General features: G+C 67.9%; 11 protein-coding genes and 1 other RNA gene. 3 read left to right on the forward strand and 9 right to left on the reverse strand.

The features are described from left to right. From ASF25_RS07760 to rnpB, 5 genes are all read right to left on the reverse strand, one after another. Window positions 1-1,470 carry a UDP-N-acetylmuramoyl-L-alanyl-D-glutamate--2,6-diaminopimelate ligase gene (locus ASF25_RS07760; RefSeq protein ID WP_056304263.1) on the reverse strand — a complete coding sequence of 490 codons (1,470 nt, stop codon included), beginning with the start codon at window positions 1,468-1,470 and terminating at the stop codon, window positions 1-3. Further along, on the reverse strand, window positions 1,467-3,290 hold the full coding sequence (locus ASF25_RS07765) for a penicillin-binding protein 2 (protein WP_244472939.1): 1,824 nt from the start codon (window positions 3,288-3,290) through the stop codon (window positions 1,467-1,469). The genes ASF25_RS07760 and ASF25_RS07765 overlap by 4 nt, the downstream gene beginning before the upstream one ends. 53 nt (window positions 3,291-3,343) lie before the next feature. After that, window positions 3,344-3,775 (reverse strand): hypothetical protein, encoded by a 432-nt coding sequence (locus tag ASF25_RS07770; protein WP_056174196.1) that lies wholly within the window; start codon window positions 3,773-3,775, stop codon window positions 3,344-3,346. Further along, window positions 3,772-4,815 carry a 16S rRNA (cytosine(1402)-N(4))-methyltransferase RsmH gene (gene rsmH / locus ASF25_RS07775; protein WP_056304264.1) on the reverse strand — a complete coding sequence of 348 codons (1,044 nt, stop codon included), beginning with the start codon at window positions 4,813-4,815 and terminating at the stop codon, window positions 3,772-3,774. The genes ASF25_RS07770 and rsmH overlap by 4 nt, the downstream gene beginning before the upstream one ends. 378 nt (window positions 4,816-5,193) lie before the next feature. Next, an RNA gene (gene rnpB / locus ASF25_RS07815) (RNase P RNA component class A) lies at window positions 5,194-5,596 on the reverse strand. Window positions 5,597-5,781: 185 nt separating this feature from the next. Between rnpB and ASF25_RS23220 the strand changes: the two genes are divergently transcribed. After that, entirely contained in the window at window positions 5,782-5,958 is a 177-nt protein-coding gene (locus ASF25_RS23220) for a hypothetical protein (protein WP_200918899.1), read from the forward strand. Between the two features lie 44 nt (window positions 5,959-6,002). Here ASF25_RS23220 and ASF25_RS07785 read toward each other — a convergent pair whose 3' ends face one another. After that, window positions 6,003-6,443, reverse strand: coding sequence for a VOC family protein (locus tag ASF25_RS07785; protein WP_056174190.1), 441 nt, complete (start codon window positions 6,441-6,443; stop codon window positions 6,003-6,005). Window positions 6,444-6,608: 165 nt separating this feature from the next. Between ASF25_RS07785 and pepN the strand changes: the two genes are divergently transcribed. Together pepN and ASF25_RS07795 are read left to right on the forward strand one after the other, a co-directional pair. After that, window positions 6,609-9,242, forward strand: a complete 2,634-nt coding sequence (gene pepN / locus ASF25_RS07790; RefSeq protein ID WP_056304265.1) for an aminopeptidase N — start codon at window positions 6,609-6,611, stop codon at window positions 9,240-9,242. Window positions 9,243-9,435: 193 nt separating this feature from the next. Continuing rightward, entirely contained in the window at window positions 9,436-11,811 is a 2,376-nt protein-coding gene (locus ASF25_RS07795; RefSeq protein ID WP_056304266.1) for a PAS domain-containing sensor histidine kinase, read from the forward strand. Between the two features lie 54 nt (window positions 11,812-11,865). Here the strand turns inward: ASF25_RS07795 and ASF25_RS07800 are convergent, their stop codons facing one another. From ASF25_RS07800 to ASF25_RS07810, 3 genes are read right to left on the reverse strand one after another with little or no spacing between them, the layout of a single operon-like run. Beyond that, window positions 11,866-14,766: a bifunctional [glutamine synthetase] adenylyltransferase/[glutamine synthetase]-adenylyl-L-tyrosine phosphorylase gene (locus ASF25_RS07800; RefSeq protein WP_056304267.1), complete on the reverse strand. Its 2,901-nt coding sequence runs from the start codon at window positions 14,764-14,766 to the stop codon at window positions 11,866-11,868. Continuing rightward, the gene (locus tag ASF25_RS07805; RefSeq protein WP_056304268.1) at window positions 14,763-16,220 is read right to left on the reverse strand and encodes a HAMP domain-containing sensor histidine kinase; all 1,458 of its coding nucleotides are present in this window, start codon (window positions 16,218-16,220) and stop codon (window positions 14,763-14,765) included. Before ASF25_RS07805 ends, ASF25_RS07800 begins: the two co-directional genes overlap by 4 nt. Further along, window positions 16,220-16,918, reverse strand: a complete 699-nt coding sequence (locus ASF25_RS07810) for a response regulator transcription factor (protein WP_056304272.1) — start codon at window positions 16,916-16,918, stop codon at window positions 16,220-16,222. Before ASF25_RS07810 ends, ASF25_RS07805 begins: the two co-directional genes overlap by 1 nt. Window positions 16,919-17,196: the final 278 nt, after the last annotated feature.

The following is a 17,196-nucleotide window of genomic DNA, read 5'->3' on the forward strand; positions in this document are numbered from 1 at the left end:
TCATGCCGCACGCTCCGCGATGGCTGCCCGGAGCACGTCGTGGTCCGAGAACGGCAGGACGGTTGTGCCGACGATCTGGCCGGTTTCATGGCCCTTGCCGGCCACCACGAGGACGTCGCCGGGCGACAGACCCCGGACGGCCGTACGGATCGCCTCGGCGCGGTCGCCGATCTCCGTCGCGTCGGACGCAGCCGCCAGGATCTCGGCGCGGATCGCAGCCGGATCCTCGGAGCGCGGGTTGTCGTCGGTCACTATGGTCCAGTCGGCGCCCTTGGCCGCGATGGCGCCCATGATCGGGCGCTTGCCCCGGTCGCGGTCTCCGCCACAGCCGAACACACAGACGAGGCGACCCGTCGCGAACGGACGCAACGCCGTGAGGACGCCTTCGAGGGCTTCCGGCTTGTGGGCGTAGTCGACGAGGCAGAGGGCGCCGTTCGCCTCGCCGATCCGCTCCATGCGGCCGGGCACGCCCGTGAGATGTTCCAGCGCTGCGATCACGCCGGCCGGATCAGCCTCGCCAGCCGGGGTCGCCAGGGCGAGACCGGCGGCGAGGAGGGCGTTCTCGACCTGAAACCCTCCGACAAGGGGAAGGTGCACCGCATACTGAGTCTGTCCGCCAAGGCCTGGAGCGAGCACGTCGAGGTGCTGGCAGAAGCCCTCCGTCCGCGCGGCGAGGAGCCGAACGGATTCGCCGGCCCGTCCGGTCGTGCGCAGGCTCAAGCCCCGCGCCAGGGCGGTCGCGATGACCACCTTGGCGTAGGCGCCGTCGGCGTTGATCACCGCCGGAATGCCGGGCTGGGCAAGTGTCGTGAACAGCCGCAGCTTGGCCGCGAGGTAATCGTCGAGGGTGGCGTGATAATCGAGATGGTCGCGCCCGAGATTGGTGAACGCGACGGCGGAGAGTTCGACGCCGTCGAGGCGGCGCTGCTCGATGCCGTGGGAGGAGGCCTCCACGGCGAGATCGGTGATGCCGTCGGCCGCCAGCCGCGCCAGCGTCGCCTGCAGGGTCACGGGGTCCGGCGTCGTCAGGGAGCCGTAGGTGGCGCCCCGGTTGGTGACGATGCCCACCGTGCCGAGGCTGGCCGATTCACATCCGAGCCGCGACAGGATCTGACGGACGAAGTCCGTGACCGAACTCTTGCCGCTGGTGCCGGTGACGGCCACGATGCGGGTCGGCTGCCGGCCGGAGAAGTTGCGCGCCGCAAGGGCCAGGCTCCGCCGCACGTCGTCGACGGCGACGTAAGGACAGGCCAGGTCGAGACCGGCCGGGCGGTCGCCCTCCCCCACCACCGCGACGGCGCCCGCCGCGACGGCGCCGGCGACGAAGCGACGTCCATCGGCCACCGTGCCGGGCACGGCCACGAACACGAAGCCCGGTTCGACCTTGCGGGAATCCGCCGTCACTCCGGAGACCGGCGTCGCATCGCCGGCCGCTTCGGGGAACAGGCTGCCGAGGGTGGCCCCTGTCATCGTCCGTCCACCTGGGTGGCGTGATAGGCACCGAGCTTGACCATCAGAGGGAACGGCTTCACCGGCGGATCGAATTGCGGCGGCAGGCCGAGGATCGGGGCAACGCGCTCGATGACGCGGCCCGTGACCACGCCAGAGTTCCAGGCGGCGGTGGCGTAGCCGCCCGATTCCGGGAGGCCCTGGGGCTCGTCCATGATGGTCACGAAGAGGTATTTCGGAGCGTTCATGGGCGCGGCCGCCATGAAGGTGGTGAACAGGCGGTTCTTCACATAGCGCCCGTGGATGACCTTCTCGGCGGTGCCGGTCTTGCCGCCGACGTAGTACAGCGGAATCGAGGCCTTCTTGGCCGAACCTTCGACGGCATTGAGGCGCATGATGAAGCGCATGGCCTCGCTGGTCTCGGGTTTGAGCACCCGGGTCGCCTTCTTCAGGGCCTCGGCTTCGGTGGTCTTGAGGAAGGTCGGCACGATGAGGTTGCCGCCATTGGTGATGGCACCCACCGCCGCGGCCGCCTGGAGCGGCGCCACCGCGAGGCCGTGGCCGAACGCGATGGTGATGGTGTTGATCTCGGTCCAGCGCTGGGGAACGATGGGTTCGGCGCTCTCCGGCAGTTCCGTCCGCATACGGTCGGTGAGACCCATCTTCTTCAGGAACGCCCTGTGACCGGGCACGCCGACGCCGAGGGCCATCTTGGCCGAGCCGATGTTCGACGAGTGCGTGAACACCTCCGGCATGGTGATGGTGCGGTTGGTGCCGTGATATTCGTGGATCTTCTGCCGGCCCCAGGTCAGCACGCCGCCCCGGGTGTCGAAGGTCGAATTCACGTTGTATTTGCCCGAATCGAGCGCCATGGCCAGGGTCATCGCCTTGAAGGTCGAACCCATCTCGTAGACGCCGACGTTCATGCGGTTGATGCGGTCGGACGACAGGGCGTCTGCCGGGTCGTTGGGGTCGAAATCCGGGAGCGATGCCAGCGCGATCACCTCGCCGGTGGTCACGTCGAGGATCATGCCGGCGGCAGCCTTGGCCTTGAAGTGATCGACACCCCAGGCGAGCTCGTCGCGGAGCGCAAACTGCGCCCGCAGATCGATGGAGAGCTGCACCGGCTTGAGGTCGGTCTGTTTCGCCACGAGGCCGAACTCGTTGAGCGCCTTGTTGCCCTGCGTATCGATGTATTTCTCGATGCCCGCGATGCCGAGGTTGTCTAGGTTGGTGATGCCGATGATGTGGGCCGCCGCGACCCCGTTGGGGTAGACACGCTTGTGGTCGGGCAGGAAGCCGATGCCGGGGATGCCGAGGCGGTGGACTTCGGCCTGCTGCTTCGGGGTGATCTCGCGCTTGACCCAGACGAAGCCCTTCTCCTTGCCGGTCGATCCGACGCGGGCCGAGAGCTTGGTACGCAGGTCGTTGGCGTTGAGCTGGGGCAGGACGGCGGTGAGCAGTTCCACCGCCTCGTCCTTGTCGACGATGTTGCGCGGCTCGGCGAAGACCGACACCGTGCGGATATCGGTGGCCAGGATCTCGCCGTTGCGGTCGACGATATCGGGCCGGATCGCCGTGGTGGCGGAGGCGGCGACGCGCTTGTCCGAGTTGTCCGTCTCCGGGAACGCCGCGAGATAGACCAGGCGCACGCCGATGGTCGCGAACACGGCGGCGAAGCCAAGGCCGACGAGACCGACGCGGGCATAGCTCCGCTCGATGGCGAGATGGAACATCGCCCGCGCCAGGGCGACGACGCGGTTTCCGCGCGGCGCTGGAGGAGGCGGCTCCGCCACGGGGACTTCGACCAGGGCCCCTGGCAGCGACTCGTGCTCTCGCATCGACTCGGCCTCGGGCGGAGCGGCGTCCGGAATAACGTCTTGCGACACGGGTGCTACCTCGAAGCCGTTGTCGGGGTTCTGGTCGTCGTCGTGCGGGTGGTCACGGTGCGGGTCGTGATCGAGCCGGTGGTGCGCGGCTCGTTCAGACCGGGCTTTTCCTTCGGCGTCGCGGTCGCCGCGAGCAGTCGACCGATTTCGTCGCCGCGCTCGGGACGCGCCGGGAGGTCCGACAGGCGCCCAAGATGGGACGTGCCGATGGGCTCCAGCGCCAGATGGCGCGCCACCGCCGCCTGAAGCCGGTCGGGCCGGGTCAGCAACTGCCACTCGGCCCGCAGGACCGCGATGGCTTGACGCTCGCGGTGGAGCTGGCTGCGGGCCTTGGAGACCTGCCCGGCCTGATACAGGGTGTCGTACTTGATCGAGTAGGCGTAGATCGCCGAGCCGATGAGCCCGAGGACCGCCATGACGTTCAGCAGACGGATCACCGGCGTGCGCTCCTGACTGTCCGCTCCGGCAGGGAAGCGAGGGCCTCGATGGCGGCCAGGGGCGCGGGCGCAGGCGCGTCCGTGCGTTCCACCGCGCGCAGCTTGGCCGAACGGGCGCGCGGGTTGGCATGGATTTCGGAATCGGAAGGCAGCACAGGACCCTTGGTCACGGCCAAGAAACTGCGGGGTGCCGGCGCCTCCAGGCTCGGCAGGTGGCGCGAGCCTTGTGCCGCCCGACCGCTGCGAGCGGAGAAGAACTGCTTGACGATGCGGTCTTCAAGGGAATGGAAGGTGACCACGGCGAGGCGCCCGCCGGGACGCAGGATGCGCTCGGCGGCGTGCAGGGCCTGGACGAGTTCGCCGAGTTCGTCGTTCACCGCGATGCGCAGGCCCTGAAAGGTCCGCGTCGCCGGATTGATGCCGCTCGCCGGATCGGCCCAGACCACGCTGGCGACCACTTCGGCCAGGGCCGCGGTGGTCTCGATCCGCCCCTTGCGACGCGCCTCGACGATGGCACGGGCGACGGCGCGGGAGCGGCGCTCCTCGCCGTAATGGTAGATGATGTCGGCGAGATCGGCTTCCTCGGCGTCGTTGACGATGTCGGCGGCGCTGCGCCCGGTGCGCTCCATCCGCATGTCGAGGGGACCGTCGTGGCGGAACGAGAAGCCGCGCTCGGCCTGGTCGATCTGCATGGACGAGACGCCGATATCGAGGACGACGGCATCGGCCTGCCCCCAACCGGCATCACGAACACTCCCATCGAGGGTGCCGAAGCGGCCCGGCACCAGGGTCAGGCGCCCCTCCGAGGAAGCCACCAGGGGCGCTCCGTCCGCGATGGCGCCGGGATCGCGGTCGATGGCAAGCACGTGAACCGACGGATCGGCCTCCAGCATGGCGCGTGTGTAGCCGCCGGCCCCGAAGGTGCCGTCCACCGCGAGTGCCCGGCCCGCCAGATCGAGGGCGGCGAGCACTTCGGCGAGCAGCACCGGGACGTGGGGCGTCCCGTCGTTGGGAGGTCTGGGTTCGCGCACGCGCTTCATCGCCCGGCCTCTTCGACCAACGTGCGGAGCACGGGTAACGGGGGCGTCGAAGACGCGACGGGGATGAGGCCGCGCATGCGTCCCTTCCAAGAGTCTGAGCCGCCGTGAAGCGGCGCGGAGAGACGGGACATCGCCGGATCGGCGCGCAGCGCGACCGCTTGCAGGGACGCCGCCCCGACGGTCTCGGGTTGCGTCCGTCGATCCGAAAATCGCCGTTGACGGGATGAATCGGGGTACCATGGGCCTCTGAGCGCCGTCAACGAACGGGGCCGCAACGCATTGGCCCTGTCCGATCAGACCTCAGCAAGGTTAACCGACGGTAAGTTTTTCGTTGCCGCGTGTTCGTGTTTTGCCGGGTGCCACAACTTAGAACCAGCGTGGATCAGTCGGCCTTTAAGCCGGGTTCTGTAGGGCCCGGACGACCCGTGAGGGTCCCCCTGACGTGGCGGCCATTCCTCTGGGACGATCGTTGCCGATGCGCCTCGAGCAACCAACCCGGGCGACGGGCCTGGAGAGAAGCCTGACGGGCCGCAAAGCCCATCGTGTCGCCCCTATTCGGTCTTGCTCCCGGTGGGGTTTGCCGTGCCGTCCGCGTTGCCGCGTCCGCGGTGCGCTCTTACCGCACCCTTTCACCCTTACCCTGTGTGAAACAGGGCGGTCTGCTCTCTGTGGCACTGTCCCTGGGGTCGCCCCCGCCGGACGTTATCCGGCACCGTCTCTCCATGGAGCCCGGACTTTCCTCCCCGGACGCGAGGTCCGGAGCGGCCGCCCGGCCGACTGATCCGAGGCGGATGTGCGCCGCGGACCGTCATGAGGTCAAGCGCCCGGCGGCATTCGGGAACGCCGACTTTGGATTTACGGGGAGCGGTTGCGCATCCGGACGCGGGCGCTAGATCCCAAGACAGGCGCTCGCCGCCTCCGCGCGGCCGGCCCCGGACCACTTGGCTTCACCAGATGGAGGTGACCATGGCGACCGACGAGACGGCCTGGACACTGGAGAAGGTTCAGGAATTGCGGAGTCTGGCCCGAGAACGCGTGCCGATCTCGGTGATCAGCCTCAGGCTCAAGCGGCCCATCGAAACCGTGTCGGCCAAACTCGCCGAACTCGGTATTACGCCCGCCCCCGAGGCAGGCGCCGACTGACATAGGGGTGCCGCGAGGCCATCGGCCTCGCGGGCTTCCGGGACCTACCAGGACCCGGTGTTCTCCATGGAGACCCATGGCTCCTGCGGCGGCTTGGCGTCACCCTTCTGCAGCAGCTCGATGGAAATCCCATCGGGGGACTTCACGAAAGCCATGTTGCCGTCGCGCGGCGGCCGGTTGATGGTGATCCCCGCCTCCTGCAGCTTGGTGCAGAAGGCGTAGATGTCGTCGACCTCGTAGGCGAGGTGGCCGAAGTTGCGCCCCCCCGAATAGGTCTCCGGGTCCCAGTTGTGGGTCAGTTCGATCACCGGCGCCTGGGTCTCGCGGGCTGTCGCCGCGTCGCCGGGCGCTGCGAGGAAGACGAGGGTGAAACGACCCTTCTCGTTGTCCACGCGGCGGACCTCCGTGAGGCCGAACGTATCGACGTAGAAGGCGAGCGCCTGGTCGAGGTCCGCAACGCGGACCATGGTGTGCAGAAAACGCATCGTCGTGAATTCTCCTGAGGGTGCGGCCTATGTGGTGGCCGTGCGAGTCCCGTCAACGCCACGCATCTGCGTTGGTCTCTCGCGCAACGGTTCTTTGCACCGACCGCGCGTTGCGCCCGGGACGGAAGCGATTCAAGAGGGAGACCTGCGACAGGCGAGGCTTCCATGCGCACCGAAACTCCGATCCCGATCCGGCTCGCCGACTACAGGCCGAGCGATCACCTCATCGACCGGGTCGGCCTCGACATACTCCTGCACCCCCACGCGACGGAGGTTCGGGCGACCCTTGCGCTCCGGCCCAACCCGGCCGGCCGCGCAGGGGCCGAACTGGTGCTCGACGGCGAGGATCTGACGCTGCTGTCCCTCGATCTCGACGGGGTCGCCCTCGCGCCGGACGCGTACCGGATAACGGAAACCGCCCTGATCCTGGCGCAGCCGCCGCAGGAACCCTTCACCCTGACGATCCGCACGCGGATCGATCCGACCGCCAACACCCGGCTCATGGGTCTCTATCGATCGAACGGCGTCTACTGCACGCAATGCGAAGCCGACGGCTTCCGGCGGATCACCTATTTCCTCGACCGCCCCGACGTGATGGCGGTCTACACAACCCGCATCGAAGCGGACCGGGCCGACGCGCCCGTGCTGCTCGGCAACGGCAACCCCATCGAGGCCGGGGAAGCGGGACCGGGTCGGCACTACGCCGTCTGGCACGATCCCCACCGCAAGCCCGCCTACCTGTTCGCCCTCGTCGGCGGACGCCTCGACCGGCTCGGCGGCCGGTTCACGACCAGCGAGGGCCGGACCGTCGACCTCGGAATCTATGTCGAGCCCGGCAAGGCGGACCGCGCCGCCTACGCCCTCGATGCCGTCATCCGCTCCATGGCCTGGGACGAGACGGCGTTCGGCCGTGCCTACGATCTCGATGTGTTCAACGTCGTCGCCGTGTCGGACTTCAACATGGGCGCCATGGAGAATAAGGGCCTCAACATCTTCAACGATCGCTACGTTCTCGCCAGCCCCGAGACCGCAACCGACGCGGATTACACCGCCATCGAGGCGATCATCGCGCACGAGTACTTCCATAACTGGTCGGGCAACCGCATCACCTGCCGGGACTGGTTCCAGCTCTGCCTCAAGGAGGGCCTGACGGTCTTCCGTGATCAGGAATTCTCGTCGGACATGCGCTCGCGGGCAGTGCACCGCATCGGCGAGGTCCGCACCCTGCGGGCCCGGCAGTTTCCCGAGGATGCCGGACCGCTCGCCCACCCCGTGCGCCCGCAAGCTTACGCCGAGATCAACAACTTCTACACGGCCACCGTCTACGAGAAGGGTGCGGAGATCGTGCGGATGCTGCGCACGCTGCTTGGCACGGATACGTTCGCCCAGGGGATGGATCACTACTTCGCGGCGTGCGACGGCACCGCGGCGACGGTGGAAGATTTCCTCGGCGCCTTCGCGACGGTCTCTGGACGCGACCTCAGCGCCTTCGCGCGCTGGTACGATCGGCCCGGCACCCCAGTGGTGACCGTCGAGGGCTCCTACGACGCGGCAGCCCGCAGTTACACCCTAAGGTTCCGGCAGGAACTCCGCGGCGACCGCGAGGGCCCACCGCTCGTCATTCCGGTGGCGCTGGGCTTGGTCGGAGCTGGCGGCCCCCTCGACACGGCGGCCTGCGACCGCGTCCAGAACGGGGTCTTCATCCTGGAGCGAGCCGACGACAGTCTTACCGTCACGGGTGTGTCGGAGGCTCCGGTTCCGTCACTGTTCCGAGGCTTTTCCGCACCCGTGCGGGTGGTTCAGACTATCATAGATGCGGACCGCCTCGTTCTGCTCGCGCACGACACCGACCCGTTCAACCGGTGGCAGGCGGCGCAGGATGTCGCCATGGCTCGCATCGTCGCCGACGCACGGGCCGACTCCCCGGTGCCGCCGCCGGAGCCGGATGGTCTCGTCGCGGCCCTCGCCGCCTTCCTCGACGGGGAAGCCCTGACCGATCCGGCCTATGCGGCCCTCGTGCTCACCGTGCCGAGCGAGGGCGACATCGCCAACGCAATCGGCGAAGCCATCGACCCGGATGCGATCCACCGGGCGCGGACGGCCCTGCGGCTGCAGCTCGGGCAGGGCCTGTACCCGCGCCTGACCAGCCTGCGCGACGCGCTCGCGGACCCGGCCGGTACGCCGTTCTCACCGGATGCGGTCTCAGCCGGACGCCGGGCCCTGCGCAACGTCGCCCTCGACCTCATCTCGGTCGCCGACCCGCAGTCCGGGATCGGCCTCGCGCAGGCCCAGATCGAGGCCGCGACGACCATGACCGACCGCCTCGCCGCCCTCTCCGTGCTGGCGCTGATCCCAGGCTCGGCTCGGGAGGCCGCATTCGCGGCCTTCGCCGAGCGCTACCGGAACGAGCCCCTGGTGCTCGACAAGTGGTTCGCGATCCAGGCGATGATCCCCGAGGACACCACGCTGGAACGGGTCCGCCGCCTGCAGGCGCACCCGGCTTTCGCCATGACCAATCCCAACCGGGTGCGCTCCCTCGTCGGCAGCTTCAGCGTCGGCAATCCGACCCAGTTCAACCGGCCGGACGGGGCCGGCTATGCGTTCCTGGCCGAGGTGGTCAAAACCCTCGATGCGACCAATCCGCAGATCGCGGCGAAGCTGCTCACAGGCTTCGGCTCCTGGCGAATGCTGGAACCGGAACGCCACGCCAAGGCGGAACGCTCGCTTGCGGCAATCGGCTCACTTGCCAACCTGTCCCGCGATGTTTCCGACATCGTCGGGCGGATGCTTGAAAACTGACAAGCCGTTGTAGGGAAACAGGTATTCCAGTACTTACCAAGCTTCTCTGCACGCAGATGGGTCTCCTGTCAGGATTAACAGAAGCATAAAAAGGCGTGGACAACTCGGCCGTGAAAATGGTGTTATGAATGCGATTCGAAGCGCGACACGGTCACGCTTCCCAGACGTTTCACCATAGCTGCGGAGACATATCATGCTGGAGGCGGATTCCGCTTCCCTCTCCGCGCGTGCGGATACGATCCTCGGCATCCATCGCCCGCAGACCACGACGCACATCCGGTTCGTGCGGGCGGAAACCTGGCTGCGTGTCGCCCTTCCGGCCCTGCTGGCGGCTTTCCTCGCTTGCCTGGCGACGGTGGAATGCCTCCATCTCAATGCACAGCGCCAGGATACTCTCGGGCGTGCGGTCACTGAGATCGACGCACTGACCCGGCTTGTCGCGGCGTCCCTCGGCCAGGGCGACACGGACGAGGCCGCGATGAAGGGTCGTCTCGCAGCACTTCTGCCGCCGCATCTCCTGCCGCTCGGCCGACAGATCCTCATCGTCGGCACCGACGACAGCATCATCGCGTCCGCCCCCCCCTGGGCCGGAAGCCGTACTCTCACGGAGCACCTCGGAGAGATGCAGGCGCTCACGACCCTCGGGGAGCGGGCGGGGGTGATGACGGTGGATCTCGCCGACCGCGCCCCGGCCCTCGCTGCGCTTCGCAATCTGCCGAACGGACGCGGTCAGGTCGCCGTCCTGCAACCCATCGCAGCGGTGACCGCGGCCTGGAACGCCAGGATGCGCAACCACGTGATCTTGCTTGGGGCGGCGGCCCTGGTCATCGTCGGGACTGGCATTGCATACGTCCTGCAGACTCGGCGGGCCTATGCGGTCGATCGAGTGTGCGAGCAGATCAAGCAGCGCCTCGACACGGCGCTCGGACGCGGCCGGTGCGGATTGTGGGACTGGGACATCCCCCGTGGGCGGATCTACTGGTCGGACTCGATGTACGCCCTGCTGGGTTATCGCCGCGAGCGCGAGTTCCTGTCCTTCGGCGACGTCAATGCCCTGGTCCATCCCGATGACGGTGACCTGTACAGCTTGGCGCGCCACCTCGCCGCGAGCCAGTCCACCGTCGACCACGAGTTCCGGATCCGGTCCGCCTCGGGCGTCTGGACTTGGATGCGGATGCGGGCCGAGATCGTACCAGACACGGTGGCCGGCGGTCGCCATCTCGTCGGCATCGCCCTCGACGTCACCGAGCAACGCAACCTGGCCGAACTGAACGCCACCGCGGACATGCGCCTGCGCGACGCCGTCGAGGCCATTTCCGAGGCGTTCGTCCTCTGGGACACCGGCAACCGTCTCGTCCTGTGCAATTCGAAGTTCCGCGATCTCCATGCCCTGAGTCACGAGGATGCTGTTCCGGGGCGGCGCTACGCCGAGATCATGGGCCGCGGTGTGCTTCCGCCGATACGTCGCGAGATGCGCGAACTTGAGCATTCGGGCGCAACCGCCCGTACCTTCGAGGCCGAACTCACGGACGGCCGTTGGCTCCAGATCAGCGAACGCCGCACCAAGGATGGCGGCTACGTCTCCGTCGGTACGGACATCACCAGTCTGAAGCGCCACCAGGAACAACTCGTGGCCTCCGAGCGCGAACTCATCGCGACCGTGAAGGACCTCAAGCGGTCGCGCCGCACCCTCGAACTCCAGACGCAGCAACTCGCCGACCTCGCCGAGCGCTACCTCGATCAGAAGGCCCAGGCCGAGACGGCCAACCAGGCGAAATCCGAGTTCCTTGCCAATATGAGCCACGAGCTTCGCACACCGCTCAACGCGATCATGGGCTTTGCCGAACTCATGGAAACCGGGGTGTACGGAGCCCTCGGCTCGTCGCGTTACACGGATTACTGCCAGGACATCCGTGCGAGTGGAGATTATCTCCTGTCGGTCATCGACGACATCCTGAACATGTCGCGCATCGAATCGCACCGGGTGAAACTGGTACGCCGCGAGATCGGCTTGCCGGGTGCCATCGAGGCTGCCCTGAAGCTGGTGGCCGAGCCGGCGCGGGCGAAATCCCTCAGCATCCATGTCGACCTGGTCGAGGGCCTCTCGGTGCTGGCCGACGAGCGCGCCCTGCACCAGATCCTGCTCAACCTCGTTCAGAACGCGGTGAAGTTCACGCCGGAAGGCGATGGGCGGATCGTCGTGAAGGCCCGGCCGATGGGGGATGCCGTGAACATCTTCATCGAGGATACGGGCATCGGCATCCCCAAGGCAGCCCTGCGCCGCCTCGGCGCTCCGTTCCAGCAGGTCGAGACGAACCTGACCCGCACCTACAAGGGCTCGGGCCTCGGCCTCGCCATCGCCCGGTCCATGGCCGAGTTGCACGGGGGTTCCCTTCGCTTGCGCTCCCAGGAGGGTCTCGGCACCATCGTGTTCGTGCGCCTGCCCATGCCGACGCCCGAGCGGCTACGCGATGTGGCCTTCGAAGCTTCGCAGGAAACGGTTGCATCCTTGCGCGACGCTGCGGGGGCGACGCCGCGCCGGGGCTGGATGGAGCCGGCCGCCAGCTGACTCATCGATAGCGCGCGTCGTTCGACGATCGCGGCTGCGCCTCGGGCCTCTGCGTCAGGCGAGAAGCCGCTCGAAGAGGTTGCGCACATCGGCGCGCCGCTCGTCGAGCTGAACCTTCAGATGAGCGGCGTCCGGCATGCCCAGCGCCACGGCCAGGCGCGTCAGGGCGACCCCGGAACCCTGGGCCGGGTCGCCCGCCACCATCAGCCTCTGCCAATGCAGGACATCGTCGAACTGGCGGTAGGCGGTCCGCAGGCGCTCGGCCTCGGTCTGCTTCAGAAGGCCATGCCCCGCTGCCAGCGCCAGCACATCGCCTGCAGCGGGGCCGGCGAGATCCGGAAACCGGCTGCCGTGCGCAAGGACGAGGGCCTGGGCCAGGAAGTCGAGGTCGAGCAGGCCACCCGGGGCGAGCTTGAGATCGAGGGGCCCCGCATCACCTTTCTCCTCGGCCACGAGCCGCCGCATGGATCGCACGTCGCCAAAGACTTCGGACGGATCCCGCGGCCGTGTCACCATGGATCGGATCATCGCGATCAACTCTGCGCCGAGTTCGGCATCACCCGCGATCATCCTGGCACGGGTCAGGGCCATGTGCTCCCAAAGCTCAGCTTCGGTATCGTAGTAGCCCCGGATGCTGCGCAGCTGCACCGCCACCGGCCCCTGCCCGCCACCGGGCCGCAGACGAAGGTCGACCTCGTAGAGATGTCCGCGCCGGGTCGGCACGGTGAGCGCGGCGACGAGGCGTTGCGTCAGCCGATTGTAGGCGACCGCCGCATCGAGGGGGCGCGGCCCGGCGCTCATGCGGGACTCGGAGTCGAAGTCATAGACCACGACGAGGTCGAGGTCGGATTCCGCCGTGAGCTGACACGACCCGAGGCGCCCAAGCCCCAACACGGCGAGGCGTCCCCCTGGTACCGCCCCGTGCTCGGCGAAGAAGGCTTGCGACACCCGGTCGAACGCAGTCCCCACCACCGTGTCGGCGATGGCGGTGTAGGCCCGTCCCGCCTCCACCGGCGCGAGAATACCGGAGAGGAGGCGCGCGCCGGTGAGGAAGCGCAGGTGCCGCGCCGCATCTCGGCTGCGATCGAGGAAATCCTCGTGGTCGCTCGGCTGCCCGAGCAAGGTCCGAAAATGCGCGGCGATGCCGCCAGGCTCAGGCGGTGGCGCCGAGAAATCCCGCTCCAGCACGGCATCGAGCACATGCGGACTGAACGAGACGGTCTCGGCCAAGCGCGGTGCGGTACCGAGGAGATCGGCGAACAGGAGGCGCAAGCGTTCGTTGGAGCGTAGGATGGTGAGGAGTTCGAGCGCCGCAGGCATACGGGCGAAGGCCCGGTCCAGGGTATCGAGGGCCAGATCCGGATCGGTCGTTCCACCGAGCGCCTGCATCAGCGCCGGCACGAGCTCGGTCAGGACTTCGCGGGCCCGGGCGGTACGCACGGCCGGCCGCCGCCCGAAATGCCAGCCGCGTACGGTTTCGACGGCGCGTTCGGGCTCGCGGAACCCGAGGGCGCGCAGAGTCGCGAGGGTAGCGGGATCGTCACCCGTTCCGCTGAACACGAGGTCGCCCACCGCCGACGACAGGTCCGGTTCGGCCTCGAACAGCAAGGCGTAATGGGCCTGGACCCGGCGGGCATGATGCAGCAGCGACGCTTCGAAGCCCGCGAGCGTCGCGAACCCGGCAAAGCGCGCGAAGCTTTCGAGTTCGCCGGGCTCCGACGGCAGGCGTTGAGTCTGCTCGTCACGCACCATTTGGATGCGGTGCTCGACGGTACGCAGGAACTCATAGGCCACCGCGAGCTCGTCGCGGGCGGTGGCGTCGATCCAGCCCTCGTCGGTGAGGGTAGCAAGCATCTCTACCGTACGCCGCCCGCGCAAGGCAGGCCGGCGTCCGCCGAAGACGAGTTGCTGAGTCTGGACGAAGAACTCGATCTCGCGGATGCCGCCCCGCCCGAGCTTGATGTCGTGCCCGGCCACCGCGAGGGTGTCGTACCCGCGCACGGCGTGGATCTGCCGCTTCATGGCGTGGACGTCGGCGATGGAGGCGAAGTCGAAGTATTTCCGCCAGACGAATGGGCGCAGGTCGTCGAGGAAGCGCTGGCCCAGGGCGAGGTCGCCGGCAATGGGCCGGGCCTTGATGTAGGCCGCCCGCTCCCAGTTCTGACCGAGGTTCTCGTAGTAGAGGTACGCCGCGTTTAGGGATACGGCCGTCGGCGTCGAGCCCGGATCGGGGCGCAGGCGGTAATCGACGCGGTGCACATAGCCATCGGCCGTGCGCTCCTGCAGGAGCTTGGCGATGCCCTGTGCCAGCTTGGTGAAGAACGACGTCGGCGCGAGCCCTCCCTTGAGTGGGGCGACGGCGGGATCGAAAAACACCACGAGGTCGATGTCGCTCGAGTAGTTCAGCTCGCCCGCGCCGTGCTTGCCGAGCGCCAGGATGACGAGGCCGGACCCGGCCTGGAGGTCGCCCGGATCGATGGGCAGGAAGCGCCCGGCGGCCGCCGCCTCAGCGAGGAGCGCATCGGTGGCGGCCAAGACCGACGCGTCGGCGAAGTCGGACAACGCCGCCGTCACCGTGGCGAGGGGCCAGAGCCCGCCGAGATCGGCCAATGCCACGAGGAGGGCGTGCTCGGTGCGGTTCACCCGCAGGGCGCGGGCGATGGCGGCGAGGTCGCCGCCGTCACCGGCGGCGCGCTGGCGGGCGACGAGATCGGCATTCGCGGCCTCGGGCGCCCGCGACACCAGATCGGCGAACCGGACCGGGTCACGCGCCACGGCCTGCCACAGGAACGGGGATTGTTCGGCGAGCGCGAGGACGAGGGCCCGCAGGGGCACGTCGAGGAATCCGGCCGGAAACGCGTCCTCGATATCGGCGAGGCGCCCGGCGGCGGCCTCCGGGTCGATCAAGGGCGGCGCCCGTCGCAAGCGATGATGGAGGCTGCCAGGCTCGGTCATGCGGGGTCTCCCACGGCGAGGGCCGGAAGCGTTACCACGACGGCGAGGCCGGGGGCATTGTCGTTGAGCACCAGCGTCCCTTGATGCAGGCGCACGATGGCAGCGACGAGGCTGAGCCCGAGGCCGAATCCGGGCTGGGACCGCGCATCCTCCAGGCGGACGAAGCGATCGAGGACGCGGCCGCGCGCCTCCGCCGGGATGCCTGGCCCTCGGTCGGCGACGACAACGCGAATCGCACAGCCGATGCGCTCCGCGGAGATGCGGATGCACCCGCCATCCCGGTTCGGAACCGCTTCCTTCATCGCTCCATACTTGACCGCATTGTCGATGAGATTCGCGAGGGCTTGCCCGATGAGTTCGCGGCTGCCCATGAACCGCAAGTCCCCCGTCGTGACGATGTCGAGGGACAGGCCCTCGTCGGCGGCCACGGCCTCGTAGAGTTCCCCGACTTCGCGGGCCGTCGTGCCGACGTCGAACTCGGCCATGAGTTCGTGGGCGGAGACGCCCTCGAGGCGGGCGATCATCAGCAGGGCGTTGAAAACCCTGATCAGGCCGTCACTGTCCTCGATCACGCCCTCCATGGCGAGACGCAGGTCCGCGGCGCTCGCGGGCGAACGCAGCACCTCGTCGGCGCGGTTGCGTAGGCGGGTCAAGGGCGTCTTGAGATCGTGGGCGATGTTGTCGGAGACCTCGCGGAGGCCCCGCATCAGCTCGCCGATCCGCTCGAGCATTTCGTTAAGGTTGCGAGCCAGACGGTCGAGTTCATCACCGTTGCCGGCCACCGCCAAGCGACCGCCGAGGTCGCCGGCCATGATCCGCCGGGTGGTTTCCGTCATGGCGTCGACGCGCTTCAGCACGCGGCTCGCCACGAACCAGCCACCGACGACACCGAGAAGGATCACCAGCAGAAGCGAGGTTCCGAAGGTGCCGCCGATGACCGAGCGCAGGCGGTCACGCTCCTCGACATCGCGACCGACGACCAGGCGAAAGCCCCCCGGCAGGGTGAAGATCCGCATGATCGCGCGGTGATCGAGGCTGGATGAGCCACCACGGGCGTAGGCCGCTTCGGTCTGCCCGGGTTCGGCGAGGAGACCAGCCGGCAAGGCACCGACGTTACCGGCCACATGCTCCCCGGCGGGCGTCGTCACGAGGTAGAGGGAAGCCCCCGGCTCACCGGCGCGGCGCTCGACCACCGAGATCAAGCGCCGCAATCCACCGGACTTATACTGCTCGGAAAGGCCGCTGATCTCGGCTTCGATGGTCGACACCATTTGATCGTCGAGAACCCGGCTGGCGTTCCAGGCGACGTAGCCGAGAGCCAGAAAGGCGAAAGTGGTGAAGATGAGCAGGTAGGCGAAGGACAGCTTGAAGGCCGTGGTCCGGAATAGGTTCTGGAGCCGGCCATGGTCGCGCCGCCCGGCCGAACGCCCGGACCGTGCCACGTCATCCGCCATCAGGCGCCGCGTGCCTCTTCGGCACGCACGACGTAGCCGGCGCCGCGTACGGTGTGGAGGATGGGCCGGTCGAAATCCTTGTCGATTTTGGCGCGCAGGCGCGAGATGTGAACATCGATGACGTTGGTCTGCGGATCGAAGTGATAGTCCCAGACATGTTCGAGCAGCATCGTCCGGGTCACCACCTGACCGGCATGGCGCATGAGGTACTCGAGCAGCCGGAATTCACGCGGTTGTAGGATAATTTCCTGACCGGCGCGGGCGACGCGATGCGACAGGCGATCGAGTTCGAGATCGCCGACCCGGTAATGAGTGACCTCGACGGCTCCGGCCGGCGCCGATCGACGACGTGCCAGAATCTCGGCGCGGGCGAGCAGTTCGGAGAATGCGTAGGGCTTGGGAAGGTAATCGTCGCCGCCGGCCCGCAGGCCCTTCACCCGATCGTCGACCTGACCGAGGGCCGAGAGAATCAGCGCCGGCGTCGTCACGGCTTGTTCGCGCAGTGACCGGATCAGGGACAGACCGTCGAGCTTTGGAAGCATCCGATCGACGATGAGCATATCGTAATCGCCCTCGCGGGCAAGGGCGTAGCCGTCAAGGCCGTCATGGGCAAGATCCGGCATGTGACCGGCTTCCCGAAAGGCTTTGACAAGATAGGACGCTGCCTCGCGGTCGTCCTCAATGATGAGCAGTCGCATGGCGTCGAACGATACGGTCTCGCGATGCGACGGTGAAGCGTATCCCATGCCCCCTCCCCTCTTCGATTGACGAGAGGATGGCACCCATGAGCGGATTTTGGCGCCTGCATAACGATTTGGTCATCGACCGCCCCCCGAATGCGAACAGGCCGCCCTTTTGTGGGGCGGCCTGTTCGGGGTGATCGTCTGGAGGGGATGTGATGTGCTGTGCAGGTCTGGCGGCGACCGACTCTCCCGTGTCTTGAGACACAGTACCATGGGCGCTGGTGCGTTTAACG

The organism is Methylobacterium sp. Leaf100, assembly GCF_001422845.1.
Classification (GTDB): Bacteria; Pseudomonadota; Alphaproteobacteria; order Rhizobiales; family Beijerinckiaceae; genus Methylobacterium.